Raw genomic sequence first — 26,637 nt, 5'->3', positions numbered from 1 at the left:
TGTTCCTGGGCATTGGAAGCGATGAAGCCGCGCGGCCCGATGCAGGCACGGCGCGGCTCATGGACGGACCTCTACGGTCTTACTTCTGGTCCTTCACTTCCTTGAACTCGGCGTCGACGACGTTGTCGTCGGCCGGCTTGGCGGAAGCCTGCTGCTGCGCGGCCTGGGGCTGCTCGGCCGAGCCACCACCAGCGGCGGCCGCGCCCGCGGCGGCTTGCGCGGCCTGGCTTTCGGCGTAGACCTTCTCGCCCAGCTTCTGGCTGGCCGTCATCAGGGCCTCGGTCTTGGCTTCGATCACGGCCTTGTCGTCGCCCTTGATGGCTTCTTCCAGCTCCTTGATCGCGGCCTCGATCTTTTCCTTGTCACCGGCTTCCAGCTTGTCGCCATGCTCGGAAAGCGACTTCTGCACCGAGTGCACCATGCCGTCGGCCTGGTTCTTGGCCTGCACCAGCTCGACCTTCTTCTTGTCCTCGGCCGCGTTGGCCTCGGCGTCCTTCACCATCTTCTCGATCTCGGCCTCGGACAGGCCCGAGTTCGCCTTGATGGTGATCTTGTTTTCCTTGCCGGTGCCCTTGTCCTTGGCGCCGACATGCAGGATGCCGTTGGCGTCGATGTCGAAGGAGACCTCGATCTGCGGCGTGCCGCGCGGTGCCGGTGGGATGCCTTCCAGATTGAACTCGCCCAGGCTCTTGTTGGCCTGCGCCAGCTCGCGCTCGCCCTGGAACACCTTGATCGTCACGGCCGGCTGGTTGTCGTCGGCGGTCGAGAAGGTCTGGCTGAACTTGGTCGGAATGGTCGTGTTCTTCGCGATCATCTTGGTCATCACGCCGCCCAGGGTCTCGATGCCCAGCGAGAGCGGGGTGACGTCCAGCAGCAGCACGTCCTTGCGCTCGCCGCCCAAGACCTGGCCCTGGATCGCGGCGCCGACGGCCACGGCCTCATCGGGGTTGACGTCCTTGCGCGGGTCTTTGCCGAAGAACTCCTTGACCTTCTCCTGCACCTTGGGCATGCGGCTCATGCCGCCGACCAGGATCACGTCGTCGATTGCGGACACGGCCACGCCGGCGTCCTTGATCGCGGTGCGGCAGGGGGCGATGGTGCGTTCGATCAGCTCCTCCACCAGCGACTCCAGCTTGGCACGCGTGAGTTTGATATTGAGATGCTTCGGGCCGGTGGCGTCGGCGGTGATGTAGGGCAGGTTGACGTCGGTCTGCGCGCTGTTGGACAGCTCGATCTTGGCCTTCTCGGCGGCTTCCTTCAGGCGCTGCAGGGCCAGCACGTCCTTGGTCAGGTCGACGCCCTGTTCCTTTTTGAACTCGCCGATGATGTAGTCGATGATGCGCTGGTCGAAGTCCTCGCCGCCCAGGAAGGTGTCGCCGTTGGTCGACAACACCTCGAACTGCATCTCGCCGTCGACATCGGCGATCTCGATGATCGAGATGTCGAAGGTGCCGCCGCCCAGGTCATAGACGGCGATCTTGCGGTCGCCCTTGCCATGCTTGTCCAGGCCGAAGGCCAGGGCCGCGGCGGTGGGCTCGTTGATGATGCGCTTGACGTCCAGGCCGGCGATGCGGCCGGCGTCCTTGGTGGCCTGGCGCTGGGCGTCATTGAAATAGGCCGGCACCGTGATCACGGCCTCGGTCACTTCCTCGCCGAGGTAGTCCTCGGCGGTCTTCTTCATCTTGCGCAGCACCTCGGCCGAGACCTGGGGCGGCGCGAACTTCTTGCCGCGCACTTCGACCCAGGCGTCGCCATTGTCGGCGGCGGCGATGGTGTAGGGCATCAGGTCGATGTCCTTCTGCACTTCCTTCTCGGAGAACTTGCGGCCGATCAGGCGCTTCACCGCGTACAGCGTGTTCTTCGGGTTGGTGACCGACTGGCGCTTGGCCGAGGCACCGACCAGGATCTCGCCATCTTCCTGATACGCGATGATCGATGGCGTGGTGCGGGCGCCTTCCGCGTTCTCGATGACGCGGGTGGTGTTGCCTTCCATCACGGCCACGCACGAGTTCGTGGTGCCGAGGTCAATGCCGATGATCTTTCCCATTGTGAGACTCCTGAAACTGAAGCTTGTTGGCTTGTTTTCGATATGTGGATAAGTCGCTGCTTTTCAAGCGGCAGCGGCTGTGAATTACTTCGGCGCGGCCACCGTCACCAGGGCCGGGCGCAGCACGCGGTCGGCGATCAGATAGCCCTTTTGCAGCACCATCACGACGCTGTTGGCCTCCTGCTCGGCCGGCACCATGCTGATGGCCTGGTGCTGGTGCGGGTCGAACTTCGCGCCCTGGGCCGGGTTGATCTCCAGCACCTTGTTGCGCTCCAGCGCGGCGGCCAGCTGGCGGCGCGTGGCGTGCACGCCCTCCAGCACCGCCTCAACCTTGGCGTCGGGCATGGCGATGGCGGCTTCCATGCTGTCCATCACCGGCAGCATCGCCTCGGCGAAGCCTTCGACGGCGAATTTGCGTGCCTTGGACATCTCCTCCTCGGAGCGGCGGCGGATGTTCTCGGCCTCGGCCTTGGCGCGCAGATAGGCGTCCGACATCTCGGCCAGGCGGCCTTCCAGTTCGGCGATCTTGGCCTCGGGGGCGAGCGCCTCGGCCGGCGCGGCCGGGTCGGCGGAGGCGTCTTGCGGGGTGGGTTGGTTGTCTGTCGTCATGGTGCGAAGAAAGGCAATCGCGCCCAGTTGGGCGCGATGTCCGGAAATTCAAGAGGGGGATTTTGGCATCCGGCTACGGAAAAACCCGCGTCGGGGTAGCGGATTACTCGATTTCTGCCGACCAGCGGTCCCATTCTGCCAGCCGGCGCCGGTCCTGCTTGGTCGGCCGGCCCTGGCGGCCATCGGCGATGGTCTGGGCCGGTTCCGGCGCCAGGCGCCGGGCCTCGGCGGCGCGCTCGCGCGCGGCCCGGCTCTCGGGCGTCTCCTCGTACAGGGCCTGGGCCACCGGCGCCGGCCCGCGCACATGGGACAGTCCCAGCACCTTGACCTCGCGCTCCACCGGCCCCTGGCGCAGCCGCAGCAGGTCGCCGAGCCGGACCTCGCGCGAGGGCTTGGCGTCCTGGCCGTTGACCTGCACCCGGCCCTTGCCGATCTCGTCGACCGCCAGCGCGCGGGTCTTGTAGAAGCGCGCCGCCCATAGCCATTTGTCCAGGCGAACCCCGCCCGCCGACACCATGTCCTGCTTCATGGCCGCAATTTTACGGGCGGGCCAGCGGCAGCACGACGCGCGCGTCCAGGCCGGGGCCGTCGTCGCTGCGGTTGTTCAGCTCGATGCTGCCGGACAGCGACTGCACGATGCCGTGGCAGATCGCCAGCCCCAGGCCCGAGCCGCCGCCCGGATGGCCGGCCGCGAAGGGCAGGAACAGGCGCGCGCGCTGCGCCGCGCTCAGGCCCGGGCCGGAATCGGAGATGGTCAGCACCGCGACCCGTTCGTCCACCTGCAGCCGGATCTGCAGGCGCCGGTCGGTGTGCTGGATCGCGTTGTGCATCAGGTTGCGGGTCAGCTCGCGCAGCGCCCATTCATGGCTGCGGATCGGCGCCGGCGCGGTCTCGATGTCGAAGTCCAGCTGCGCCTCGGCGATCAGCGGCGCCAGGTCCAGTGCCACCGCGCGCGTCACCTCGGCCCAGTCCAGCACCGGCAGCGCGGCGGCGTCCTCGCTGACATCGGCCTGCTGGCGCAGCTGCTCCACCTTGGCCAGCGCCAGCATCTGGTTCGCGACCTGGGTGGCGCGCGCGACGGTGACGTCGATCTCGGCCAGCGCCTGCATCGGCTCGACATCGCCCTGGCGCGCGCTCTGCACCTGGGTCTTCAGCACCGCCAGCGGCGTCTTCAGCTGGTGCGAGGCATCGCGCACGAAGCGCTTCTGGTGCTCCAGCAACTGCGACAGGCGCTCGACCACCTGGTTGGTGGCCTCGACCAGCGGCCGCCATTCGCGCGGCGCGTCCGGCGCGTCGACCGGCGAGAGGTCGCCCTCGGGGCGCTCGCGCAACTGGGCCGAGAGCCGCCGCACCGGGCCGGTGGCGCGCTGCACCACCACCATCACCACGATCACGATCACCAGGATCAGCAGGGCCTGGCGCCACAGGGTCTCGATCAGGATCTGGCGCGCCAGCGTGTGGCGCAGCTCCAGGGTCTCGGCCACCTGGATCGTCGCCATGCCCTGGCCGGCCTGGCTGGAGACCGGCTGCAGCAGCACCGCGACGCGCACCGGCTCGTCGCGGTAATGGTCGTCGTAGAAGGCCACCAGGGCCGCATAGGGGCTCTTGTCGGGCAGCTTGCCCTGCCAGCCGGGCAGGTCGGGGAAGCCCGAGACCATCTCGCCGTCGAAGCCGCTGACCTTGTAGAAGATGCGGCTGCGGTTGTCGGCCTCGAAGGGCTCCAGCGCCGAATACAGCACGGTTGAGCGCAGGTAGACGCGCTCGCCGTCGCGGCGCACCTCCAGCAGCTCGCCGATCGACTTGGCCGAGGCCAGCAGGGTGCGGTCGTAGGCGGTGTCGGCCGCGCGCAGCGCCTGGTGGTACAGGCTCCAGGTGTTGAACGCAATCACCGCCACCACCGGCAGCAGGATGCCCAGCGCCAGGCGCCGGCGCAACGAGCTGGGCCGGCGGCTCAAGCGGCGGCCTTCTTCAGCAGATAGCCCAGGCCGCGCAGGGTGACCAGCTGCGCGCCGGTGTGGGCGATGCGCTTGCGCAGCCGGTAGGCCACCACCTCGATCGCCTCCAGCTGCACCTCCAGCTCGCCGGGGAAGACCAGCTCGAACAGGCGCTCCTTGGCGATCGCATGGCCGGGCCGCGCCAGCAGCGCGCGCAGCAGCGCGGCCTCGCGCGGCGCCAGCTCCAGCACCTGGGCCTCGAAGTAGATCGCGCCGCTGTCCTCGTCGACCCGCATGCCGCAGAAGTCGACGGCCGGTGGCGCGGCCAGGCGCGCATCCAGGCCTTGCGCCGCCACGCCGGCGCGCCGGCCCAGGGCCTGGATGCGGGCCATCAGCTCGTCCAGGTCGAAGGGCTTGGGCAGATAGTCGTCGGCGCCGACGTTCAGGCCGAGGATGCGATCGCCGACGGTGCCGCGCGCGGTCAGGATCAGCACCGGGGTCTTGAGCCCGGCGGCGCGCGCGCGCGCCAGCACCTCCAGCCCGTCCAGGCCGGGCAGCGACAGGTCCAGCACCACCACATCGGGCCGCGCCTGCGGCCAGCGCTCCAGCGCCGCGGGGCCGTCACCGACGGCCTGTACATTCAGGCCGCGGCGCTCGAAGCTGCGCGTCAGGCTCAGCCGCATCGCGGGGTCGTCTTCCACCAGGAGCAGGTTCATGGGGCGGCAGTCTAGGGCCTGAAATAGGCGGGGCACGAGGGCCGTGTTTACCCTAGGTTCACGGACAGCCGACTGACAGCCAGAACGACGACGATAGGCGCCGTTGTTCCGATCATTAATCAATCAATAAGCCTAGGAGACAAGCATCATGCGTCGTGACGAGTTCCTGAAGTCGCTGGCCGCGCTGGCCGCCGTCGGTGCGCTGCCCCTGTCGGCGCAGGCCGCTGCCAACCTGAAGATCATGGTGCCCGCCAATCCGGGCGGTGGCTGGGACACGACCGGCCGCGCGCTGGGCAAGGCCCTGCAGGACGCCGGTGTGGCCGGTTCGGTGACCTTCGAGAACAAGGGCGGCGCGGCCGGCGCGATCGGCCTGGCCCAGTTCGTCAATGCCAGCAAGGGCGACCCGAATGCGCTGATGGTGATGGGCGCGGTGATGCTGGGCGGCATCATCACCGGCAAGCCGCCGGTGAGCCTGACCCAGGCCACGCCGATCGCGCGCCTGACCAGCGAATACAACGTCTTCGTGCTGCCGGCCAACTCGCCGCTGAAGAGCATGAAGGACGTGGTCGACATGATGAAGAAGGACCCGGCCTCGGTGAAGTGGGGCGGCGGTTCGCGCGGCGCCACCGAGCACATCGCCGCCGCGATGCTGGCGCGCGAGGTCGGCGTCGACGCGGCCAAGATCAACTACGTGCCCTTCCGTGGCGGCGGCGAGGCCACCGCGGCCATCCTGGGCGGCAACGTCACGATCGGCGGCAGCGGCTACAGCGAGTTCCAGCAGTACATCGAAAGCGGCAAGATGCGCGCAATCGCCGTCACCTCGTCGCAGCGCCTGAAGGGCCTGGACATCCCGACGATGAAGGAGCTGGGCTACAACGTCGAGATCGGCAACTGGCGCGGCGTCTACGCGCCCCCGGGCATCAGCGCCGACCAGCGCAAGGCCCTGACCGAGATGGTCGTCAAGGCCACCAAGAGCAAGGCCTGGGCCGAGGCCCTGGAGAAGAACGGCTGGACCCCGGCCGTGATGACCGGCAAGGACTTCGACGAGTTCGTCGACCGCGAATTCGCCGGCCTGCGTGCGATCATGGTCAAGTCCGGCATGATCTGACCCCGGCGCCCAGCGTCCACGAGCCGGCTGCCGTCCACAGCCGGCTTTTTTTGAGCCTCACATACCTAATGGAGCGGCCGATGTCCGAGCCCAGCACTCCTGCCTCCTCGATTCCCTCCGTGCTGCACCAGACCCTGGTCGGTGCCGGCACCCTGGTCATCGGCCTGGTGATGGCCTATGGCGCGACGGCGATCCCCTCCGATGCGGGCTACGCCGGCGTCGGCCCGAACGCCTTGCCCTGGCTGGTCTCGGTCGCGCTGCTGCTGTGCGGCGCCTGGCTGATCTGGGAGGCCCGGACCGGCGGTTACCGCCAGATGGAGGCGCCGTCCGGCGCCGCCAGGGCCGACTGGCGTTCGGCCGCCTGGGTGGTGGCCGCGGTGCTGGTCAATGCCACGCTGATCACGGTGATCGGCTTCGTGCTGGCCTGCACCCTGTGCTTCGCGCTGGCCGTGCGCGGCATGCGCATGGCCGAGGGCAAGCCGGGTGGCGGGGCCAGGACCCTGCTGCTGGACCTGGCGACCGGCATCATGATCGCCGCGCCGGTGTTCTGGCTGTTCAACAAGCTCCTGAGCCTGAACCTGCCGGCGATCAGCGCCGGCGGCTGGATCTGAGCAAGGGGAGGTAGAGGACCATGACCGATCTCTGGACCCAACTGCTGGGTGGCTTCGCGACCGCCGGCACCCCGATCAACCTGCTGTGGGCCTTCGTCGGCTGCGCCCTGGGCACCGCCATCGGCGTGCTGCCGGGCCTGGGCCCGGCGGTGACGGTGGCGATGCTGCTGCCGATCACCGCGCAGGTCGACCCGACCGCGTCGATGATCTTCTTCGCCGGCATCTACTACGGCGCGATGTACGGCGGCTCGACCACCTCCATCCTGCTGAACACCCCCGGTGAGACGGGCACCATGGTGACGGCGCTGGAGGGCTTCAAGATGGCCAAGAGCGGCCGCGCCGGTGCGGCGCTGGCCACCGCGGCGATCGGCTCCTTCGTGGCCGGCACCATCGCGACGGTGCTCGTGACCCTGTTCGCGCCGGTGCTGGCCGACTTCGCGGTGACCCTAGGCCCGCCGGAGTACTTCTGCCTGATGCTGCTGGCCTTCACGACCGTCAGCGCGGTGCTGGGGCAGAGCACCCTGCGCGGCCTGACCTCGCTCTTCATCGGCCTGGCGATGGGCCTGATCGGCCTGGACCAGATCACGGCCCAGGTGCGCTACACCGCCGGCATCCCCGAGTTCATGGACGGCATCGAGACCGTGCTGGTCGCGGTGGGCCTGTTCGCGGTCGGCGAGACGCTCTACATGGCGCTCTACGAGGGCCGCAGCGCGCAGAGCCTGAACAAGATGAGCCGCGTGCACATGAGCAAGAGCGAGTGGAAGCGCTCGATCCCGGCCTGGCTGCGCGGCACCTTCATCGGCTTCCCCTTCGGCACCATCCCGGCCGGCGGCTCCGAGATCCCGACCTTCCTGAGCTATGCCACCGAGCGCAAGCTCTCCAAGCACAAGGAAGAGTTCGGCACCACCGGCGCGATCGAAGGCGTGGCCGGCCCCGAGGCGGCCAACAACTCGGCGGTGACCGCGACCCTGGTGCCGCTGCTGACCCTGGGCATCCCGACCTCGGTGACCGCGGCCATCCTCTTGAGCGCGCTGCAGAACTACGGCATCCAGGCCGGTCCGCAGCTGTTCCAGACCTCGTCGACCCTGGTCTGGGCGCTGATCGCCTCGCTCTACATCGGCAATGTGATGCTCTTGGTGCTGAACCTGCCGCTGGTGGGCCTGTGGGTGAAGCTCCTGAAGATCCCGAAGGCGCAGCTCTACGCGGGCATCCTGATCTTCGCGACGGTGGGCGTCTACGGCATGCGCCAGAGCGCCTTCGACCTGTACCTGATGCTGGCGATCGGCCTCTTGGGCGTGGTGATGCGGCGCTTCGACTTCCCGACCGCGCCGGTCGTGGTGGGCATGATCCTGGGCCCGCTGGCCGAGGCGCAGATGCGCAATGCGGTGTCGATCGGCGGCGGCCAATGGAGCGTGTTCTGGGAGCGCCCGATGTCGCTGGGCCTCCTGATCATCGTGGCCCTGGTGCTGGTGCTGCCGCGTATCCTGAAGATGCGTCGCGGCTAGCCGACAGGAAGCAGCACGAACAGAAAAGGGCCTCACGGCCCTTTTCTTTTTGACTCTTTGCGCGTTGATTGATGACGCTGTGATGGTGAAGGTCTGGGCGCAGGAGGGCGGGCAGGCCTGCTGCTACCTGCCAGGGCCTTGCGGCCCTGGCTTTCGCCAGGCACCAGAAGTCCATCGGACTTCTGGTGCCCGGGCTCAATCCCCCGGCCGCTTCGCGGCCTCCTCCTTGACCTCCGCATCAAGCCTGCCCACCCTCCCGCTTGGCGCTGCGTTGGGCTTTCTCCGCGAACACTTGGCGGTGGAGAAGCCGGGATGCGGGTATGCGCAATTGCGCAGGTCAAGGAGGAGGACCGCAAGGCGGCCCGGGGGACTGAGCCCAGACACAAGTAGTCCTGAGGACTGCTTGTGCCTGGCGAAGGATCGAGCCTCAGGCCCGAGCACGGAGCAATTGCGCATGCCCGTGTCCCGGCGCCACCCGGCTCTTTGCAGGGGCCATCCAAACCACACCAGGAGTATCACAAGTCAATGAACAAAGAGTCTTCTTTTTCTTGACCTCAGGTCTGCGGCCGCCAGTCGCGGCGCAGCAGCCCGTACAGGGCCGAGTCCGAGACCTCGTCGCCGACGATCCAGCGCTCGCGCAGCAGGCCCTCCTGCACGAAGCCCAGCCGCTCCAGCGTGCGCGCCGAACCCTGGTTGCGCGGGTCGATGTCGGCCTCGATGCGCTTGAGGCCCAGGGCTTCCGAAAAGCCGAAGTCCAGCAGCGCCTGCAGCGCTTCCTGCATATAGGCCTGGCCCCAGGCGCGCCGCGCCATGCCGTAGCCCAGCTCCGCGCGACGGCATTGCATCGAGATCGAGAACAGGCTGCAGGTCCCGATCAGCGCGCGATCCTCGCGGCGCTCCAGGCCGAGCCGCAGCGCCTCGCCGGCGGCTATCGCCTGACGATCCTGTTCGATCGAGGCCTGCGCCTGCTCCAGCGCGCTCCAGGGCGGTGTGCTCCAGTAGCGCATCACCGCTGGGTCCGAGAAGATCGCGAACAACGCGCGCGCATCGGTGTCGCGCAGCGGGCGCAGCAGCAGGCGAGGGGTGGTGAGGGTGAGGTCGGAGAAAGAGGGCATCGATGGTGGAGAGGGGCTAGCCGGGCCGGCGTTCGAGCCGCCCGGCGGTCCGCGGTGCGGCCGCTCCGAAGATGGTGCTGGGATGCGGGAAATCAAGCGCCGCTGGCCGCGGCCTGAGAGGGGCGCCGATCAGGCCTCGTGCGGCGCCACCACTTCCACCTTGATGCGATCCGGGTCCTCGCAGAACAGCGCGTAATGCCCGGAGCCGCCGGCATGGGGATAGCGGTCCTCGTACAGCAGCCGGTGCCCGGCCGCCCTGAGCCAGGCGGCCAGCTCGTCGACCTGCTGGCGCGAGCCGGCGTGGAACGCGAGATGGTTCAGTCCCACCCGCTTGCGGTGATAGCCGGCCGCCAGATGCTCGGCCGGCGCCTGCAGAAAGCACAGATAGGTGTGGCCCTGTCCGCAGTTGATCCCGCCCGACCAGCGCTCGGACTCGTACTGCAGGCGTTCCATCAGCGGCGACCAGAAGGCGATCGAGCGTTCGAGGTCGCTGACGTAGATCTCGATGTGGTGCAGCATCGTGTGGGTCTTTCCTGTCGGACCCGGAGAATAAATCAAGGATGCAGGAATGAAGAAAGGGCCCGAAGGCCCTTTCCGCAAACGGTCGATCGAGGCAGCCGTTACTGTTGCTTCGGCACGAAGTCCAGCTCGAAGGCTTTGGGCGCCGCGCCCGGCGCGCTGCGCAGTAGCACGCGCACGCGGATCGGTTTGGCCAGGTCGGGCGGCACCAAGCCGGCGAACTGGCGGCTGCCGGCGTCATAGCTCAGCCAGGCGGGCAGGGCGCCGCCATCGGCCAGGCGCGCGGCTTCGGTCTCGACCGTGGCTTGCTCCTCGGCCGGCGCACCCAGCAGCTCCTGCAAGGGGCTGACGAAACGCTCGCCGGGGCGCAGGTCCACGGCCCAGTCCGCGCCCTCCAGGCTCAGCCCGGCGGCACCCTGTTGCTGGCGTTGCCCGGCATCGGCATCGCGCTGCCACAGGGCCGGCTTGAGGCCGGCGCGGGCCACGCGCGAACCCTGGGCATGGGTGGCCAGGTTGCCGGAGTTCTCGGCCGCGGCCGCGCCGCCGACCAGGCGGGCGAACTGCTCGGGCACCGGCGGCACGCCGGTCGTGATGTAGCCGGACCCTTGCTGCTGCACCCGATCCGGCGGCAGGGCCGCGTAGACGGTGCCGGTCTGCAGGAAGCCCAGCTTCAGGCCTCCCAGGCGCGACAGGTCCAGGAAGGGGTTGTCGTCGTAGATCAGCCAGCGGCCGGACGGGGCCGCGACCGCGTCCGCGCCGGCCTGGTTGCGGAAGGCCTGGCCGGCCGCCAGCACCACGGCCTGACGCGAGCTCGAGGCGCTGCTGACCTTGCCGCCCTCCTGCAGGCTCAGGTCGGCGCTGGCGCGCACGAAGACCGCGCCGCCAGCCGTGATGCCGCGGCTGGCGCCGACCTGGCCGATCACCAGGCTGCCCTGGTTCTCCAGCGCGACGCCGCCCGCGCTCTGCGCGGCGAAGCGCTCGATGCGGTTGCCCGCCTGGCGCAGCGTCACCTCGGCCACGCTGCCGGCGCTACGCGCCTCCAGCGCCGCGGCTTGCAGGCTGCCGGCGGTCTGACGGATACCGCCCTGCGCCGAGACCATGCCGATCTGGCCGCCCTTGACGTCGGCCGCCAGGGTGATCGCACCGGCGCTGGACAGAGTCTGCTGACGCGTGCCGGTGTCGATGCCGGCCAGCGTGCGGTGCTTGTCCTCACCGCCCCGCTCGCGCCGCACACTGCCGAGTGTCAGCGCGGCTTCGCTGTGCAGGGCCAGGCCGCCCTCGCTCAGCTGTGCGGCCACCTGGCCGATGCGGTTGCCCTGGCGCTGCAGGCTCACATCGCCGCCGGCCAGCAGGCGCAGCGCGTCGGCGTCCAGGATGCCGCCGCTCTGCTGGATGCCGCCCTTGGCCTCCAGGCTGACGGTGGCGGCACCGGCTCGCAGGCTGTCGCTCAGAGTGATGGCGCCGCCGGCGCGGATCAGCTGCTCGCGGTCGCGGGTGCCGAGGGCTTCCAGGGTCAGGGCGCCGGCATTGTTGTAGGCCAGCGTGCCCTGGGCCACCTCGGCGCCGAGGCGCTGGACCTGGTTGCCGGCCTGCTGCAGTTCGACCGCACCCACGCCGCCGGCCTTGATGCGCAGCGCCGCGGCCGTGACCGCGCCAACGCTCTGGCGCACGCCGCCGTCGGCCACGTCCAGCGCGATGCTGCCCTGGCCGGCCTTCAGCTGCTGCGCCAGCTGCAGCGCGCCACCGCTCTTCAGGCTCTGCGCGCCGTTGCCGGCCGCGGTATCCAGACCGTCGAGGCCGCGCTCGGCGCTGTTGCCGCCCAGGCCACGCGCCAGGCTGGTGACGTTCAGCGGGCCCTGGGTCTGCAGCGCCAGGTTGCCGCCGGCCACACGGGCCGCGACCTGGCCGAAGCGGTTGCCCGCCTGCTGCAGCGCCACATCGCCCTTGCCGCCGGCCAGCAGGCGCAGCTTGTCGGCCGCCAGGTTGCCGCCGCTCTGGCGGATGCCGCCATCGGCCGCTTCCAGGCTGACCAGGCCCGCGCCGGCCTGCACATCCTGGCTCAGCAGCAGGGCGCCGCCGCTCTGCACCAGTTGCTCACCCTGGCCCGAGTTCAGGCCGGCGCTGCGGCCGGCCTGCTGACCCAGGCTCACCGTCACGGTGCCGATCTCCAGGCCGTCGGCATCGCGGTAGGCCAGCGGGCCCTGGCCGCTGGCGGCCAGCACGCGCACCCGGTTCTGGTCCTGCTGCAGATCGATCGCGCCGCCGGCCAGCACGCGCAGGCCATCGGCCTGGATCGCGCCGCCCAGCTGGCGCACGCCCTGCGCCGCCTCCAGGCTCAGCACCGCCTTGCCGGCGCTGACCGACTGGCCCAGCGCCAGCTCGCCCTGCGTGCTGCGCAGGGTGATGTCGCGGTCATTGCTGGCCACGCCGACCAGGGCCTGGCCGTGGACGGCCTGGCTGGCCGCGGTGCCGACCGCGCTGACCTGCATCCCGCCGCGCGACACCACGTGGATGTTGCCGGTGCCGGCGCGCGCCGCCAGATTGGCGATCTGGTTGGCGGCGCTGCCGCCCTGGTTCAGCGCCAGTGCGATCTCGCCGCTGGCCTTCAGGCCCAGCGCATCGACCTTGACCGCCTCGGTCTGGCGGATGTCGCCTTCGCGGGCCTCGACCCAGGCCTTGCCGCTGATGGCCAGGCCGCGCAGGGTGCGGCCCTCGATGTCGCTGACCGCGTCGAACACCACGCCGTGGCGGCCGACGAAACTCAGGTCCTTGGCGCTGCCGCCGACCTCGGCGGCCAGGCGGCCGACCTCGTTCTCGTTCATCAGCGCGGAGCTGTCGGCGGCCGAGAGCAGCAGCGCGCCGGCCGTGATGATGGGCGCACGGCCCTCGGTGGCGCCGGCGCTGCCGAGCTGGTTGATCGCGCCCTGGCTGGCCTGCAGGCTGACCGTGGCGTTGGCGCCGGCCTTGATGCTGTTGGCCAGCACCAGGTTGCCGCTGCCGGCCTCGACGCGCACGCCGCGCTGGCCCACGTCGATGCCGGCCAGGGTGGCGCCGGCGTCGGCCGTGCCGGCCGCGCCCACGGTCATGCCGATGGCATTGAGCAACTTGAGCTCGCCGTTGCCGGTGCGCGCGGCCAGGGTGCCGATGCGGTTGGCCGCGCCGGCGGCGTTGCGCTGGGTCAGCACGATGTCGCCGGCCGCCTGCAGCGCCGCGCTGCGCGCGGCCACCGCCTGGCTCTGGGTCAGCGCGCCGCCCTCGGCCTGCAGCCACAGGGTGCCCGGCACGATCACGCCATTCAGGCCGGCCACGCTCTCGATGTTGAGCGCGCCGGTGCTGCGCAGGCTCAAGTTCGCCTCGGTGCCGCTGAGCTGGGCGGCCAGGCCGCGCACCTCGTTGGCATTCAGCAGGGAAGAGCTGGTCTGCGAGGCCACGGCCAGGCGGTCCGCCCGGACGATGGCGCTGCCACTCTCCAGCACCGAACCGGCCTGGGCGGTGAGGCTCACCGCGCCGCTGCCGGCCTCGATATTGCGTTCCAGGCGCAGGTTGCCGGCGCTGGTGGACAGGGTGATGTCCTGACCGGCCGTGGTGGACAGGCCCTGGGCCGGGCCGCTGGCCACGCCGCGGCTGGTGGAGCCGACGGCGCCGACCAGCAGGGCCTGGGCGTTCTTCAGGGTCACGGCGCCGTTCAGGCCGGTGCCGGCCACGGTGTTGATCAGGTTGGGCGCGATCAGCTTGAACTCGCCGGCGCCGATCAGGTGCAGCTTGTCCACGGTCAGCAGGCCGGTCTCGCCGCTGCGCGCGCCGTCGGCCACGCGCAGCGACAGCGTGCGCTCGGTGCCCGAGGCGCCCGTGCCCTGCACGGTCAGCGCGGCATTCAGCTGCACCTTGCCGCCGGCGCCCTGCATCGCCAGGTTCAGGTGGTCGCGCACCGTGGTGGCGCCGTCCACGCTGAGCTGGCCGCGGCTCGCCACCGGCGTCATGCCGGCCTCGCCGATCGTGAGGTTGGCGAAGCCCGGCTGGAACACCGCATTGGCGCCGCTGAACCAGGTGCTGCCCAGCGCCAGCGCGCCGTTCACGTCATTGAGGTCGGTGGCGCCGAGGCTGATGTTGCGGTTGTCGCTCCAGCTGCGCAGGCGCAGCTCGCCGCCGCTGGCGGCCTGCAGTCGGGTGGCCGAGCTGTTGGTCAGGAACATGCTGTCCGCGACCAGCTCGATGTGGCCGGTGTTGCTGCCGGCGCCCATGCGGCCCAGGTAGATCTCGTTGCCGGCGCTGAAGATGCCGACCGAGCCGACCTTGCCGCCGCTGACGCCGCCGATCGTGATGTCGCCGCTGTTCGACAGCAGGCGGGTCTTGGCCGTGTCCAGGCGCACGCCATGATTCTGGTCGGACACGAAGTCGTTGCCGCCGCCGCCCTTGCCCTGCACCGTGATCTTGCCGGCATCGGTCTGCACCAGCGCGCCCTGCGAGACGATCACGCCGTTGTAGCGCGAGCCCGAGGTGACGTTGCCGACGAAGCTGGCATCGCCCTGGATGCTGATGCGGCCGGCGCCCGAGGCCAGCAGCGAGACCTGGGAGGAGCTGCCCTCGCCGATCACCACCGCGTCCTTGTTGCCGGCGCTGGAGGCGTTCTTGACCGCGGCGCTCAGGCTCAGGTCGCCGCTGCCGCTGTCCAGGGTGGAGAGGCCGAACACATGGATGCCGGCGCCCGCGGCCAGCGAGTCCGGCGCGCGTGCGGCGAGGCTCAGCGCGCCGCCGGTCGTGGCGATCTGGCTGTTGAAGATCTGGATGCCGTCGGTGTTGCCGTCCGGATCGGCCGCCGTGCCCACCGCCGCGCCGGCCGCGGCCGTGCCGCTGCCGCCCAGCGCGACCAGGCCGCCGTTGGAGCGGATCTGCGCATTGTTCAGGTGGATCGCGCCGCCGCCGGCCGCGTCAGCGTTGTAGGCGTTCAGGCGCACATCCAGCTTGTTGCCGCCGGCATTCGTCACGCCGTCGATCCGGCTGTTCTTCAGCTTGATCGAGCGATCGGCGGTGATGGTGAGGCTGCGTGCCGTCGCATCCTTGACGCCGATATTGAAGGTCTCCTGCTTGTAGTCGGCATAGCCGGTGACGCCGTTGACCGTGCCGCCGGTGACGCGGATGTCGGTGTGGGCGGCGCCCAGCACCAGGGTCGGCGTGCCCAGGGTGGAGGAGGCGGTCAGCACATCGCCCGAGGTGGCGCGCAGATTGATCTCGGCGGCCTCCAGCGCGATCTGCATCGGGCCGGTCAGGGTCAGGCGGGCCAGCGGGTTGGCCACGCTGCCGACGCTGTCGCGCAGGGTGATGGCGCCGGGCACGGTGCCGGTGCTGTCCAGGGTCAGGCCTTGCGGCACCATCGTGCCGATCGCGCCGACCACGCCGGATTCGATCTTGCCCTTGAACTCGATCGCGCCACCGGCGCCCACATAGGTGGAGCCGCTCTGCGCACCCTGGCTGCTCAGGCTGACCGCCAGGGTCGGCGAGGCCAGCTTGACGTCGCGGTGGAACACGATGGCGCCGGCCGTGCCGGCGCTGATGCCCAGCAGCTTGGTCGAGACCGGGGCCGCGCTGGCCAGGGTGGTGGGCTTGTAGAAGTTGACGCTGCCGCCATTGCTGGAGAGCGAGCCGCCCAGCAGCACGTTGCCGCCCACATAGTTGGTTTCGCTCGCCAGACTGCCCCAGAAGCTGATGTTCAGCAGGCCGGACTGCGAGGAGATCGACTTGCCGGCCGCCTGCGTGATGTTGCCGTTGCTGCGGAAGTTCAGCGTGGCGTCCGGGCCCGAGGTCTTGGCCAGGTCGTCGTTGATCGTGATGCTGTTGTCGGCGTCGATGTTGACCGTGCCGCCGGTGTTCAGATAGCCCTCGTAGGTGGCCTTGTTGCTGCTGTCCAGCACGAAGTCGGTCGGGTCGGTCAGCCAGGTGCCGCCGGCGCCGGTGACGACCCGGCCGCCCACGTCCATGCGGCCGCGGCTGGAGGTCTCGATGAAGCCGCCGCCGGCGCCGCCTTGGGCGCTGAGCTCGCCGCGGGTGCGGGTGTGTTCGCCCGACCAGGCCACGACCGTGCCGCCGCGGCCGCTGCCGCCGTCGGCCGCGACCCGGCTGCCGGCCTCCAGTGCCACGCTGCGCGCCTCGCGCACCGAGGCGTCCTTGCCCTGCACGCCGCCGCCCAGCAGCAGCGTGCCGCCGCCGGCCGCGCCCGAGGCATCGACCCTGCCGCTGACCTTCAAGGTGTCGGCGGTGGCGACGATCTTGCCGCCGGCCAGGCCGCCGGCCTGGCCCTGGGCCAGGGTCTGGCCCGCGAGCTCGACGCTGCCGCGGCCGCCGTCCAGCCAGATCTCGCCCTGGCGTTCGGCCAGGCTGCTGGCGCGCACCGTGCCGCTCTGGTTGATCGCCGCGGCCAGGCCCGGCGCCGCCGACTGCGCGCTCAGCAGCACGCGGCCGCCGTCGGCGATCAGCGCGCCGCTGTTGCGGATCGTGGCCTCGGTGGCCGCCGCATCCAGCTGCACCGAAACCAGGCCGCCGGCATCCAGCTGCAGGCGCGCGCCGCCGCCGGCCAGCAGGGCCGCCTGGCCGCCGTCCGCGGCCTGGATCCGGCCGCTGTTGTCCAGGGTCGGTGCCACCAGCACGACGAAGCGGCCGTTCAACTGGCCGGCATTGGCGATGCCGCCGGCCGCGCCCTCAGCGCCGAAGCGGTACTGGCCGTTCAGGAAATCCTGGTCCTTGATGCCCAGCGAGGACACTACCAGGCCGCCGACATCGACGCGCGCGCCCTGGCCGAACACCACGCCCTGCGGGTTAACCAGGAAGACCTGGCCGTTGCCGCGCAGCTGGCCGAGGATCTGCGAGGCGTCGCCGGCGACGACGCGGTTCAGCGCTACCGCCTGCGCATTGGGCTGCAGGAACTGCACGCTGGCGCCGCTGCCGATGTTGAAGCTCTGCCAGTTGGTGATCAGCTTCTGGCTTTGCTGCTGCACCAGCAGGTGGGCGCCCTGCTGGCTGATGCTGGCCTGGCCGGCCGCCACCTGGGCGCCGCCGGGCAGGGTGTGGGGGGCCACGGCCGGCGGGGCCGCCAGGGCCGGCTGGAAGGCCAGGGCCACCGCGAGCGACAGCGCGCGCGCGGCGCAGGGCATGGCACGATCTTGCTTGGAGAGGTTCTGATTCATTGTTGCTTGCTCCACGAGGCGCCCGTTCAGAACGCGATGTTCCCGATCACCCAGATGCGGCCGCCGCGGGCCTGGCCATCGCTGTCGCCGCTGCCGGCCACCGGGTTGGGGTTGACGCCGGCCTTGGTGGCCATCACCAGCTTCACGCTGCCCAGGCGCTGATGCGCCAGCTGGGCGCCGATGCCCATGCCCTGCAGGTGGTAGCGGTTCGGGCTGCCCGGCGGCAGGGCCTGGTTCCACGGACTCTTGTACTGACGCAGCGCACCGACGTCATAGAAGGCGAACAGCTGCAGCTGGCTTTCCAGCGGCGCCAGCGCCTGGGTCCAGCGCAGCTCGCCGGTAGCGATCCAGCCCTCGTCGCCGAGGCCCTCGCCGACCGGGTAGGCGCGCACGCCGGTGGGGCCGCCGAGCTGGAACTTCTCGCCGCCGTCCAGGTTCTGGCCGGCCAGCTGGGTGCTGAAACTCCCGTAGAAGGCCAGGCCCGGCAGGCCCGGCACCGGCGCAAGCCGGCTGATCGAGGCATTCAGCTTGCCGAAGCCGCCGGCGGTCTTCGCGGTCAGCCGGTCCATCGCCTCCAGCTCGGGGCTGGCACCGAGGTCGACATGGCCGGCGCTGCCGGTCAGGGCCCAGGCGATCTGGCCACCGAAGCGGTCCAGCCAGTCGCCCTGGCCGGTCACGCTGGCCACCGTGACGCGGCGCTTCTGCTCGGCCGAGCCGAAGAAGCTGTTGGCCAGGGCCTTGACGTCGAGGTTTGCCGACAGGGTGCTGTTGCGCCGCGCGCCGCGCTGCAGCGGCAGGCTGCCGTAGAGCGAGAACACGCTGCTGCGGCTGTTCAGGTCCAGCGCCGCGACCTCGGCGCCCAGGTCCATGCGCATCTCGGACCAGGCGGCGCCGAGCTTGAGGCCGCGCTCGCCCAGCTGGGCCTGGCCGGCCAGCTTGAAGCTGTCCATGTCGCGCGAGCGGCTCAGGTTCAGGCTGTACTGTTCGCCATGGCCGCTGGGGCTGTTGAGCTGCAGCAGCGCGCTCTGGCGCTGCTCGCCGATGTAGCGGCTGCCATGGTTGTCGACCCAGAATGCGCCGCTGAGCAGGCGGGTCTCCTCGACCTCGGCCGTCACCCGCGTGCTGCCGGGCTGTGCGCCGGCGGCCAGGGTCGCGCGTACGTTCTTCACGCCCGGGGTTTCGCCGACCACGCGCAGCGCGGCGTCCAGATCGCCGGTGTGCAGCGGCTGGCCGGCCGGCACCGCGCCGGCCAGCAGGCGCTCGACCAGCTCGGGCTTGATGCGTTCGCCGGCTCCGGTCACGCGCAGGCCCTGCTCGGCATCGACCTGGCCCTGCTGGACCGCGATCGTGACCTCGCCGCCATCGATGCGCTGCGGCGGCAGATAGGCCTGGGCCAGGCCGTAGCCCTTGTCCTGAAGCAGGGTGGCCACGGCATTGGCCGCCAGGTCCAGCTCCTTCAGGCTCAGCGAGCGCTCGGAGAAGGGCGCCAGGCTCGACTCCAGCTCGGCCGCGCTGGCCAGGGTCGCGCCCTCGACCTTGAAGCGCTTGATGAACACGCGCGGCTCCAGCTGCGGCGGCGGTGCCGGCGGCTCGGCCTGGGCCAGCTGGGTCGGCGCGGGCTGGTTCAGACCCTGGATCGCGATCGCGATCTGCTGGTCGCGCACCTGGGCGCGCGAGATCCGCACCTCGGCCTGCGGGTGGCCGTTGTCGCGCAGGAAGGCCGCCAGCGCATGCACCGCCTCCTCGTATTCGCTGAAGCTCAGCTCGCGGCCGGCCCAGGGCGCCAGCACCTTGTCCAGCGCCTCCGGCTTGATGTCGACATCGCCCTCCAGGCGCAGCCCGCCCAGCGACAGGCGCAGCCCCTGCGGCGCGGTCTGGGCGCGCGGCTGGCTGGCGCGGATCACGGTCTTGGCGGCCGGGCGCGGCAGGGCCGGCTGCGCGTCGGCGCGGCGCAGGCTCTCGGCGATCGCGCCGGCGTCGCGGCGCGGGTCCTGCTGCGCCTGGTCGGCCTGGGCGGCCAGCGGTGCCAGCGCCAGCAGCGCGCAGGCGATCGGCGTGCGCCGCCATCCCTCTTGTCGGTTCTTGTATGTCATGGTGCTTGTCGTGATGTCTGGAGAAGGGCGCGCCTCAGCCGCGCGCCGCGCCGAAATTCACCTGGCAGCGCTGCCCGGGCGGGATGCTCTGCTGCGGATTGGCCAGCTGCAGGCGCACGCGGAAGGTGCCGCTGGCCGCGTCGATCACGCGGTCCACCTGGCTGACCCGCGCGCGCTGGCGGCCGCCCGCCAGCTGCAGCTGGACCTCGTAGACCTGGCCCACCGCGATGCGGCCGAAACGCGCGGCCGGCACCACGGTCTCGACATGCAGCGGGTCGAGCTGCGCGATGCGGAAGATGCGCTCCTGCTTGACCAGGTCGCCGCGATGGCGGAAGCGGTCCACCACGACGCCGTTGATCGGGCTGCTGACCGCGCGCAGCTTCAGCTGCTCCTGGCGCTCCTTGAGCTCCAGCTCGGCCATGCGCTGCTCGGTGCTGAGCTCGTCGAGCTCATGCTGGGAGATCAGCTGCTTGCGATGCAGCTCCTCGTTGCGGTCGCGCTTGCGCGCGCCGAACTCGGCCTTGGCGCCCTGCAGCTCGACCGCCGCCTGCTCGACGCCGGAGAACAGCCGCGCCAGCACCTGGCCGGCCTGCACCGTATCGCCACGGTCGGCATGCACCGCCTCCAGCACGCCGTCGACCGGCGTGCCGACATTGACCTCCAGCGAGGGTTCGACCAGGCAGATGGTGTCGAAGCCGGCCTGGGCGGCGGCGCTGCCGGCCAGCAGCAGGCCGAGGCAGAGCCCGGCGGCACGGCGCGGCAGGGTCGGGGAAGGGAGCGGACGTTCGGCTTGCATCGTTCGGTTCTGGCGTGGGTTCATTCCATCTGCCCGCTGAAGGACAGCGACTGCCGGGTCTGGAAGTCGCTTTTCAGCAGGCCTTGTCGGGTGCGCGCATGGGCGGCCTCGGTGCGGCGCTGGGCGCGCCGGTACAGCCACAGGCCCAGGCGCTGGCCGGTCGGGCCGGACAGGCGCGCCTTCAGCAGGCGCAAGAGGGCCGGGCGGGTATCGCGCAGCAGTTCGTCGTCCAGGCTCAGCAGGGCCTCCCAGCTGCCGGGGTCGCCCTGGCGGGCGCAGCGGCCGATCAGCTGGCGGTCGACGCGGGCGTTGTCGTGTCGCTCGGTCAGCAGCACATGCAGGCCGCCGGCGTTGCGCGCGATCTCGTCGAGCGGGATGTCGGTGCCGCGGCCGGCCATATTGGTCGCAATCGTGACCCGGCCCGGCGCGCCGGCGGCCTCGACGATCGCGGCCTCGTCGGCATCCTGCTTGGCGTTCAGCACCACATGCTCGATGCCGGCGGTCGTCAGCACCGCGCTCAAGGCCTCGGAGGCCGCGATCGAGCGCGTGCCGACCAGCACCGGCTGGCCGGCGTCGCGCCGCGAGCGCACCGCGGCTGCGACGGCCTGCCACTTGGCCGCCTGGTCCGGCAGCAGGCGCTCGCCCAGCGCGCGCCGACGCGTCGGCCGGCGCGGCGCCACCCGCGTGATGCCGGGGCCGAACACCCGCGCCACCTCGGGCGCCACCTCGCGCACCGTGCCGCTCATGCCGGCCAGGCGCAGGTAGCGGCGGAAGAACAGCTGGTAGCTGATGCGCGCCAGGGTCTCGCGGCCGGCCGACAGGGCCACGCCCTCCTTGGCCTCGATCATCTGGTGCAGGCCGCGCTCCCAACTGCGGTCGGCCATCACGCGGCCGGTGTTCTCGTCGACGATCTGCACCTTGCCGTCGGCGACGATGTAATGCTCGTCGCGCCGGTAGCGGTGCAGCGCACCCAGCGCCTGCACCAGGGTCTCCTCGCTGCGCAGCCGCGCATGCCAGACCGGGGGCAGGTCTTGCGTCCAGCGCTGCAGCTTGGCGCGGCCGGCGGCGGTCAGCGTGATGGCGGCGTCCTGGCGGCCCAGGGTCGCGTCCTGGTCCAGGTCCATGCGGCGCGCCAGCGCGATCGCCTGGCGGTAGTAGTCCTCGGCGGCCTCGTCGCCGCGCTGGGCCGACAGGATCAGCGGCGTGCGCGCCTCGTCGATGAAGACGCTGTCGGCCTCGTCGACGATCGCGAAATGCAGGCCGCGCAGGGTGGTGCCGGATACCGGGCCCTGCTGCAGCAGCAGGTCCAACGCCATCGGCAGCGGCTGCATGCGCTCGGCCAGGCGCTGGCGGTCGCGCAGGTAGTCGAACACCACGGTCTTGTTGCTGCAGTAGACGATGTCGGCGCGGTAGCGCTGGCGCCGCGTCGCCTCGTCGTCGCCCTCCAGCACCACCGCGACCGTCAGGCCCAGCGCCTCGTAGAGCGGGCGCAGCTTGTCGGCGTCGCGCGCGGCCAGGTAGTCGTTGACGGTGACCACATGCACGGCCAGGCCGGCTAGCGCCGCGGCCGCGGCGGCCAGGCTGGCGGTCAGGGTCTTGCCCTCGCCGGTGTCCATCTCCAGCACGCGCGCGCTCAGCATCACATAGGCGCCCTTGAGCTGGGTGTCGAAATGCGCCAGCCCGAGCCGCTCGTGCGAGTGCCGCCGGATCAGCGCGAAGGCGCGCGCGCACAGCGCAGGCTCGAAGCCCTGGCGGCCGAGCGCGCGGCGCAGCGCCTGTGCCTCGTCGCGCAGCGCGGCCGCGTCGCGGCCCTGCAGCGCGGCCTCGGCATGCCGCACCTGGCGCACGAAGCGGTTCAACGCGGCCTGGCTCAAGGTGTCGCGGCGCAGCAGACGGCGCGCGCACCAGTCCAGCGCCTGGTCCAGCCAGGGCAGCTCGGTCCAGTCGCGCCGCTGGGCATAGGGGTCGGCCCGGAAGCGCAGCGCAAAGGAGGAGGAAGAGGAGGAGTGGCCCATCTCAGCTCGCGAAGGTCTTCAGGAACAGCTGGCGCAGCGGGCGGTACCACTGCCGGGCCAGCGGCTCGGGTTCATGCACGAAGCGCACATAGACGCGCTGACCGACCGCCTTGGGCAGGACCTCGCCGAGCAGGCGCAGCTCGAAATGGAACAGGCTGTCCAGCGCCTGCGGCTCCTGGCGCGCGGCGCTCGGGTCCAGGCCGATCTTGCCGCCGCCCTGCAGCGCCAGCGCCAGGCTGGGCAGCTGGGTGGTGGCGGCCGGCACCTCGCGCTCCAGCCGCGCGGCGAGCAGCTGGTCGATGTTGTCGACGCTGCGCAGCTCGACCCGCTCGGTGTGGCTGCGCACCCGGTCCACCTCGCCCTGTCCGACCACGGTCAGCAGGCTGTAGTGGCGCGGCTCCAGCACATAGGCCAGGTGGTCGCCGCGCTCGGCGAAGCGGCCCGGGAAGTCCTGCGGCGAGGGCATCACGAAGATGCCGTCGACCGGGCTCGCGATGCTGAGCTGGGCGCGGCGCTGCTCCAGGTCGGCCAGGCGCTGGCGCGCATGGCGCAGCTCGGCCTCGACCACCTGCGCCTGGACGCGGTCGACCGATTGCGCATGCTGCAGGCGCGAGGCCAGCTCGGCGCTCTTGGCCTCGGCCTGGGCCTGCTGCGCGTCCAGCTCGGGATCGCTGCAGCCCAGCAGCGGCGTGCCGGCGCGCACCGGCAGGCCCGGCGTGACCAGCACCCGGGTGCCGAAGCAGGCATGGGCGGCACGCACCCGCGAGGCCTCGGGCATCCAGATCACGCCCTCGGCATTGGTCCAGGAGGGCAGCGGCACCAGCGCGATGAAAGCCGCGGCCGCGCCGGCGAAAGCCATACTCAGGCTCCAGGCCAGCGCGCGCCGGCCCTGCAGCACCGGGCTGAGGGCCAGGTACTTCAGCTGCTTGAGCAGCGGGCTGCCCAGCGTGCCCCAGGCCGACCACAGGGCCAGCAGCACGCCGACGAAGAAGAAGCGCGGCGCCACCAGCAGCACGATGCCCACCGCGACCAGCATGCGATAGCCGAAGGAGGCGATGCAGTAGACCAGCAGCCAGGGCGCCTCGCGCGGCGTCAGCGGCGGCGCCTGCAGGCCCTCGCGCACGCGGAACAGATGGCGGTTGATCAGGTGGCCCAGGTACTGGTTGGACTTCTGCGCCAGATTCGGGATCTCCAGCCAGTCGGCCAGCACGTAGTAGCCGTCGAAGCGCAGCAAGGGGTTGGCATTGAAGATCACGGTGCTGACGCCGGCGGCGATCAGCACCTGATGCAGGAAGGCCTTGCCGACGCCCGGCGCGACCAGCACCCACAGCCACAGCGCCAGCGAGGCCACCGCCAGCTCGGCCATCATGCCGGCCAGGCCCACCAGCATGCGCTGGTACTTGCTCTTCAGCGCGCTGGCCTGGCTGGCGTCCACATAGGGCACCGGCACCGCGACCAGGAACATCAGCCCCATCTCGTGGCAGCTCAGGCCCAGCAGTTTCAGCGCCAGACCATGGCCCAGCTCGTGGATCGCCTTCAGCACCGGGAAGGCCAGCGCCAGCAGCAGCATGTTCTGCGCGGTGAAGACGCGCGAGGTGATGTCGGCGCTGAGCTCCTGCCAATGCATCGCCGCGCCGACCAGGCCGGAGCCGACCAGGGCCAGCCAGGCCAGGCCCAGCCAGGGCAGCAGGGCGCGCGGCATCAGGCGCGCCAGTACGCCGAGCAGCCGGTCCGGGTCCAGCAGCGGCAGCTTGAGCGAGAGCGGGTTGCCCAGGTACTGCTTGAGGCGCGCCCAGCCGAGCTTGCGACGGCGCTGCTCCAGGTCGTCCAGGTCGGGGCGGCGGTCGCTCAGCAGCACATTGGCCTGGTGCAGCTGGGTCAGCAACTGCAGGATCTCGTCCTGGGTCGGCGCCGCATCGCCCAGGTGCAGGCAGGCCTGTTCCCAGACCTCGGCCAGCGTGCGCCGGCCATCCAGCAGCGCGACGATGCGCCAGGCCTGCTCGTTCAGGCGCAGGAAGCGGCCGCTGGCCAGGTCCTGCAGCACATGCCAGCGCTGGCCGCGGTAGGTGTGGCGCACCAGGCGCGCCTGGCCGCGCAGCGCCGGGCGCATCTGCTCGACGCGGTACCAGGAGGAGGAGAACAGGGCGGAGCTCATCGGTCGGTCCTCACAGCCCCAGCCATTGCCAGGCCTGCAGACGCAGCCAGTCGCCCATGCGGTGGGTCCAGATCCAGACCAGGCGGCGCTCGCCCATCTCGACCTTGGCGATGCCCTCCATGCCCGGGCGCAACAGCGCCTGGCGCGCGGCCGAGGGCTCCAGCTGGGCCTCGACGCGGAACTGGTTGCGGCCGTCGCGCGCCTGCGCCACCGGCGTCAGCAGCCGGACGGTGAAGGCGAAGCTCTCGCCGGGCAGGGCGGTCAGCATCAGCTGGCCGCGCTGCCCGATCGCGATCGCATCGATGTCGGTCTCGTCGACCTGCAGGATCAGGCGGTAGGAATCCAGCGGCGAGATCTCGAACAGGGTCTGGCCCTTCTTCAGCGCCGCGCCCAGGCTCTGCGACAGGTCGCCGCTGACGACCAGCCCATCCAGCGGCGCGCGGATCGCGCTGCGCGCCAGCATCGCCTCCGAGAGGCGGCGCTGCGAGGCGGCCTGGCGGATCTGCGCCAGCGAGATCTGGATCTGCGCCAGGCTGTGCTGGGCCTGCGCCTCCTGCGCCTGCTTGGCGTACTGGGTCTGCTGGCTGGCCCATTTCTCGCTCTCCAGGCGCAGGTCGCGGTCGTCCAGGGTCGCGAGCAGCTCGCCCTGCCGGACCACCTGGCCGGCGCGCACCAGCGAGCTGGCGACGAAGCCGTCGAAGGGCGCGGCGACGACGCGCCGCACCCCGCCCTCCAGCGCCGCGTTGGCGGCGATGCGGTAGGGGCCGGTGGCGGTCGCGAGGCAGGCGGCCAGGCCGGCGAGCCCGAGCAGCAGCAGCTTGCGCAGCGCATGGCGCGGGCCGAACAGCTTGGCGGCCTGCTCGGCCAGCGCGTCGCGCAGACGCAGCGGCCAGGCGCGCTGCGCATGGCGCTTGTCCAGCAGCAGCCGGCCCAGCAGGGGTGGCAGGCCCAGCGCCATCTGCTGCGCCAGCGCCGGCATCGCGGCACCGGCCGGCCATTCGAACAGCATCACGCCGTGGCGCCGCTCATCCAGCATGAAGGGCACCGAGAGCGCGCTGCCGGTGCCGAAGCCGCGCGTCAGTGCCAGTTGCTCGCGCAGCACCGCGCCGCCGTCCTGCCCGGGCGCCGGCGCGCCGTCCTGCACCGCCAGCGCCAGCCCCTGGTCGCTGGCCTCGTCCATCGCCGCCTCCAGCGCCTGGGCCAGGTCCAGCCGGGCCGAGAAATCGGCCGCGTTGGACAGGGCCTGCAGGCGCAGCCGGCCGCCCTTGGCCAGGCCCAGCGAGACGCGGTCGCAGCCGAGTCGGTGCGCGGTTTCGGTGACCGCCAGATTGCAGGCGGCGCGCCAGTCGGGCTCGGCGATCACCGCGGTCATCAGCTCCAGTGCCAGCAGCATGCGCTCGCGCAGCGCATCCTCCTCGCCGCGGCCGTTGCCGCCGAGCAGCCAGCCCAGGCCCCAGCGCAGCCAGTCCAGCGCCTGGCGCGGCACCTGGGCGCCGAGGAACTGCACGCCGACCACGCCCTGCAACTGCTGGTGCTGCAGCAGGGGCAGGGCCAGCAGCGCGCTGCCGCCGGCCAGCGCGCGCTGCAGCGGGCCGCGCTGCGCCAGCGCCTCCTCGCACAGGGTTGCCAGCGCCGGCGAGCAGGGCTGCTGCAGCGGCCAGGCCGCGGCCGGGCGCAGTTCGCCGGGCTGACCCTGCGGCCCGAGGTGGCGGCCGTCCAGCACCAGCACCGCCTCGGCCACGCTGGCGCCGCCGGCGGCCAGGCCCTGCACCATGGCCTGCAGCCAGGCGCCATGGAAGGCGGCGCCATCGCGCAGCGGATCGGCATCGAGCAGGGCCTGCCACAGGGTGGCGGGCAGCGGGGTGGCGGCACTCAGCATGGGAACGGGGGCGGGGTCGGAACGGTCGGGGCAGGGCTCAGAGCTTCAGTTCGCCGTAGCGGCTCTCGTATTCGCGCAGGCCCAGCTCCAGCAGGGTCATCAGGCGCTTGGCGGCATAGGGGTTCAGCACGATGCGGTTGGAGAGGGCGACCTTGACCTCGGCCAGCTGGGTCTGCCAGGCCTGGTTGGCTCCGAACAGCAGCATGATTTCCTCGCGGGTGCCCAGCACATTGCAGACATTGGCGTAGCTGGTCTGCATCTGGCTGTCGTCCCAGACGATATTGGGCGTGGCCGGCGTGGTGTTGTTGGTGGTGGTATCCATCGATGGTCCTGTCTTGAGGGTGGGGTTGGAGTGAA

17 protein-coding genes are annotated in these 26,637 nt (G+C 71.1%); 3 read left to right on the top strand and 14 right to left on the bottom strand.

Going from position 1 to position 26,637, the window contains the following annotated elements:
* Window positions 1-79 precede the first annotated feature (79 nt).
* The 5 genes from dnaK to G8A07_RS19335 all read right to left on the bottom strand — a co-directional run bounded on the left by dnaK (window position 80) and on the right by G8A07_RS19335 (window position 5,306).
* Entirely contained in the window at window positions 80-2,047 is a 1,968-nt protein-coding gene (dnaK, locus tag G8A07_RS19355; RefSeq protein ID WP_195793621.1) for a molecular chaperone DnaK, read from the bottom strand.
* Between the two features lie 84 nt (window positions 2,048-2,131).
* Window positions 2,132-2,656 carry a nucleotide exchange factor GrpE gene (grpE, locus tag G8A07_RS19350; protein WP_195793620.1) on the bottom strand — a complete coding sequence of 175 codons (525 nt, stop codon included), beginning with the start codon at window positions 2,654-2,656 and terminating at the stop codon, window positions 2,132-2,134.
* A gap of 103 nt (window positions 2,657-2,759) precedes the next feature.
* A complete protein-coding gene (locus G8A07_RS19345) occupies window positions 2,760-3,185 on the bottom strand; it encodes an RNA-binding S4 domain-containing protein (RefSeq protein ID WP_249937058.1) in 426 nt (141 codons plus the stop codon).
* 10 nt (window positions 3,186-3,195) lie between these two features.
* Complete coding sequence (locus tag G8A07_RS19340) at window positions 3,196-4,611, bottom strand: sensor histidine kinase (RefSeq protein WP_195793619.1); 1,416 nt, start codon at window positions 4,609-4,611, stop codon at window positions 3,196-3,198.
* Window positions 4,608-5,306, bottom strand: coding sequence for a response regulator transcription factor (locus G8A07_RS19335; RefSeq protein ID WP_195793618.1), 699 nt, complete (start codon window positions 5,304-5,306; stop codon window positions 4,608-4,610). Before G8A07_RS19335 ends, G8A07_RS19340 begins: the two co-directional genes overlap by 4 nt.
* Window positions 5,307-5,454: 148 nt before the next feature.
* On the opposite strand from G8A07_RS19335, the gene G8A07_RS19330 reads away from it, so the two are divergent.
* The 3 genes from G8A07_RS19330 to G8A07_RS19320 all read left to right on the top strand — a co-directional run bounded on the left by G8A07_RS19330 (window position 5,455) and on the right by G8A07_RS19320 (window position 8,530).
* Window positions 5,455-6,414: a tripartite tricarboxylate transporter substrate binding protein gene (locus tag G8A07_RS19330; protein ID WP_195793617.1), complete on the top strand. Its 960-nt coding sequence runs from the start codon at window positions 5,455-5,457 to the stop codon at window positions 6,412-6,414.
* An 80-nt stretch (window positions 6,415-6,494) separates the two neighbouring features.
* Window positions 6,495-7,025 (top strand): tripartite tricarboxylate transporter TctB family protein, encoded by a 531-nt coding sequence (locus G8A07_RS19325; protein WP_195793616.1) that lies wholly within the window; start codon window positions 6,495-6,497, stop codon window positions 7,023-7,025.
* A 20-nt stretch (window positions 7,026-7,045) separates the two neighbouring features.
* A complete protein-coding gene (locus G8A07_RS19320; RefSeq protein WP_195793615.1) occupies window positions 7,046-8,530 on the top strand; it encodes a tripartite tricarboxylate transporter permease in 1,485 nt (494 codons plus the stop codon).
* 554 nt (window positions 8,531-9,084) lie between these two features.
* On the opposite strand, the gene G8A07_RS19315 is transcribed toward G8A07_RS19320, so the two are convergent.
* From G8A07_RS19315 to G8A07_RS19275, 9 genes are all read right to left on the bottom strand, one after another.
* Window positions 9,085-9,645 (bottom strand): GNAT family N-acetyltransferase, encoded by a 561-nt coding sequence (locus G8A07_RS19315; protein WP_195793614.1) that lies wholly within the window; start codon window positions 9,643-9,645, stop codon window positions 9,085-9,087.
* Window positions 9,646-9,774: 129 nt separating this feature from the next.
* Window positions 9,775-10,164: a VOC family protein gene (locus G8A07_RS19310; protein ID WP_195793613.1), complete on the bottom strand. Its 390-nt coding sequence runs from the start codon at window positions 10,162-10,164 to the stop codon at window positions 9,775-9,777.
* 101 nt (window positions 10,165-10,265) lie between these two features.
* Window positions 10,266-17,309: a filamentous hemagglutinin N-terminal domain-containing protein gene (locus G8A07_RS19305; RefSeq protein WP_195793612.1), complete on the bottom strand. Its 7,044-nt coding sequence runs from the start codon at window positions 17,307-17,309 to the stop codon at window positions 10,266-10,268.
* A 59-nt stretch (window positions 17,310-17,368) separates the two neighbouring features.
* Window positions 17,369-19,435 carry a ShlB/FhaC/HecB family hemolysin secretion/activation protein gene (locus tag G8A07_RS19300; protein WP_195793611.1) on the bottom strand — a complete coding sequence of 689 codons (2,067 nt, stop codon included), beginning with the start codon at window positions 19,433-19,435 and terminating at the stop codon, window positions 17,369-17,371.
* Between the two features lie 34 nt (window positions 19,436-19,469).
* Window positions 19,470-20,231, bottom strand: a complete 762-nt coding sequence (locus tag G8A07_RS19295; protein ID WP_195793610.1) for an efflux RND transporter periplasmic adaptor subunit — start codon at window positions 20,229-20,231, stop codon at window positions 19,470-19,472.
* A gap of 20 nt (window positions 20,232-20,251) precedes the next feature.
* Window positions 20,252-22,246, bottom strand: a complete 1,995-nt coding sequence (locus tag G8A07_RS19290; protein ID WP_195793609.1) for a preprotein translocase subunit SecA — start codon at window positions 22,244-22,246, stop codon at window positions 20,252-20,254.
* A 1-nt stretch (window position 22,247) separates the two neighbouring features.
* The gene (locus G8A07_RS19285) at window positions 22,248-24,401 is read right to left on the bottom strand and encodes a PqqD family peptide modification chaperone (protein ID WP_195793608.1); all 2,154 of its coding nucleotides are present in this window, start codon (window positions 24,399-24,401) and stop codon (window positions 22,248-22,250) included.
* A gap of 10 nt (window positions 24,402-24,411) precedes the next feature.
* A complete protein-coding gene (locus G8A07_RS19280) occupies window positions 24,412-26,280 on the bottom strand; it encodes an HlyD family efflux transporter periplasmic adaptor subunit (RefSeq protein WP_195793607.1) in 1,869 nt (622 codons plus the stop codon).
* A 37-nt stretch (window positions 26,281-26,317) separates the two neighbouring features.
* Entirely contained in the window at window positions 26,318-26,602 is a 285-nt protein-coding gene (locus tag G8A07_RS19275) for a DUF3467 domain-containing protein (protein WP_195793606.1), read from the bottom strand.
* Between the last annotated feature and the right edge of the window lie 35 nt (window positions 26,603-26,637).

The organism is Roseateles sp. DAIF2, assembly GCF_015624425.1.
In the GTDB taxonomy this organism is placed as follows: domain Bacteria; phylum Pseudomonadota; class Gammaproteobacteria; order Burkholderiales; family Burkholderiaceae_C; genus Kinneretia.
Note: the sequence above shows the minus strand (reverse complement) of the source record. Positions and strands in the feature narration are given on the sequence as shown.

Bases quoted from the DNA above. Each gene is read 5' to 3' on its own strand.
- dnaK (WP_195793621.1), bottom strand. From the start codon at position 2,047: ATGGGAAAGATCATCGGCATTGACCTCGGCACCACGAACTCGTGCGTG.
- grpE (WP_195793620.1), bottom strand. From the start codon at position 2,656: ATGACGACAGACAACCAACCCACCCCGCAAGACGCCTCCGCCGACCCG.
- G8A07_RS19345 (WP_249937058.1), bottom strand. From the start codon at position 3,185: ATGAAGCAGGACATGGTGTCGGCGGGCGGGGTTCGCCTGGACAAATGG.
- G8A07_RS19335 (WP_195793618.1), bottom strand. From the start codon at position 5,306: ATGAACCTGCTCCTGGTGGAAGACGACCCCGCGATGCGGCTGAGCCTG.
- G8A07_RS19330 (WP_195793617.1), top strand. From the start codon at position 5,455: ATGCGTCGTGACGAGTTCCTGAAGTCGCTGGCCGCGCTGGCCGCCGTC.
- G8A07_RS19325 (WP_195793616.1), top strand. From the start codon at position 6,495: ATGTCCGAGCCCAGCACTCCTGCCTCCTCGATTCCCTCCGTGCTGCAC.
- G8A07_RS19320 (WP_195793615.1), top strand. From the start codon at position 7,046: ATGACCGATCTCTGGACCCAACTGCTGGGTGGCTTCGCGACCGCCGGC.
- G8A07_RS19315 (WP_195793614.1), bottom strand. From the start codon at position 9,645: ATGCCCTCTTTCTCCGACCTCACCCTCACCACCCCTCGCCTGCTGCTG.
- G8A07_RS19310 (WP_195793613.1), bottom strand. From the start codon at position 10,164: ATGCTGCACCACATCGAGATCTACGTCAGCGACCTCGAACGCTCGATC.
- G8A07_RS19305 (WP_195793612.1), bottom strand. From the start codon at position 17,309: ATGCCCTGCGCCGCGCGCGCGCTGTCGCTCGCGGTGGCCCTGGCCTTC.
- G8A07_RS19300 (WP_195793611.1), bottom strand. From the start codon at position 19,435: ATGACATACAAGAACCGACAAGAGGGATGGCGGCGCACGCCGATCGCC.
- G8A07_RS19295 (WP_195793610.1), bottom strand. From the start codon at position 20,231: ATGCAAGCCGAACGTCCGCTCCCTTCCCCGACCCTGCCGCGCCGTGCC.
- G8A07_RS19290 (WP_195793609.1), bottom strand. From the start codon at position 22,246: ATGGGCCACTCCTCCTCTTCCTCCTCCTTTGCGCTGCGCTTCCGGGCC.
- G8A07_RS19285 (WP_195793608.1), bottom strand. From the start codon at position 24,401: ATGAGCTCCGCCCTGTTCTCCTCCTCCTGGTACCGCGTCGAGCAGATG.
- G8A07_RS19280 (WP_195793607.1), bottom strand. From the start codon at position 26,280: ATGCTGAGTGCCGCCACCCCGCTGCCCGCCACCCTGTGGCAGGCCCTG.
- G8A07_RS19275 (WP_195793606.1), bottom strand. From the start codon at position 26,602: ATGGATACCACCACCAACAACACCACGCCGGCCACGCCCAATATCGTC.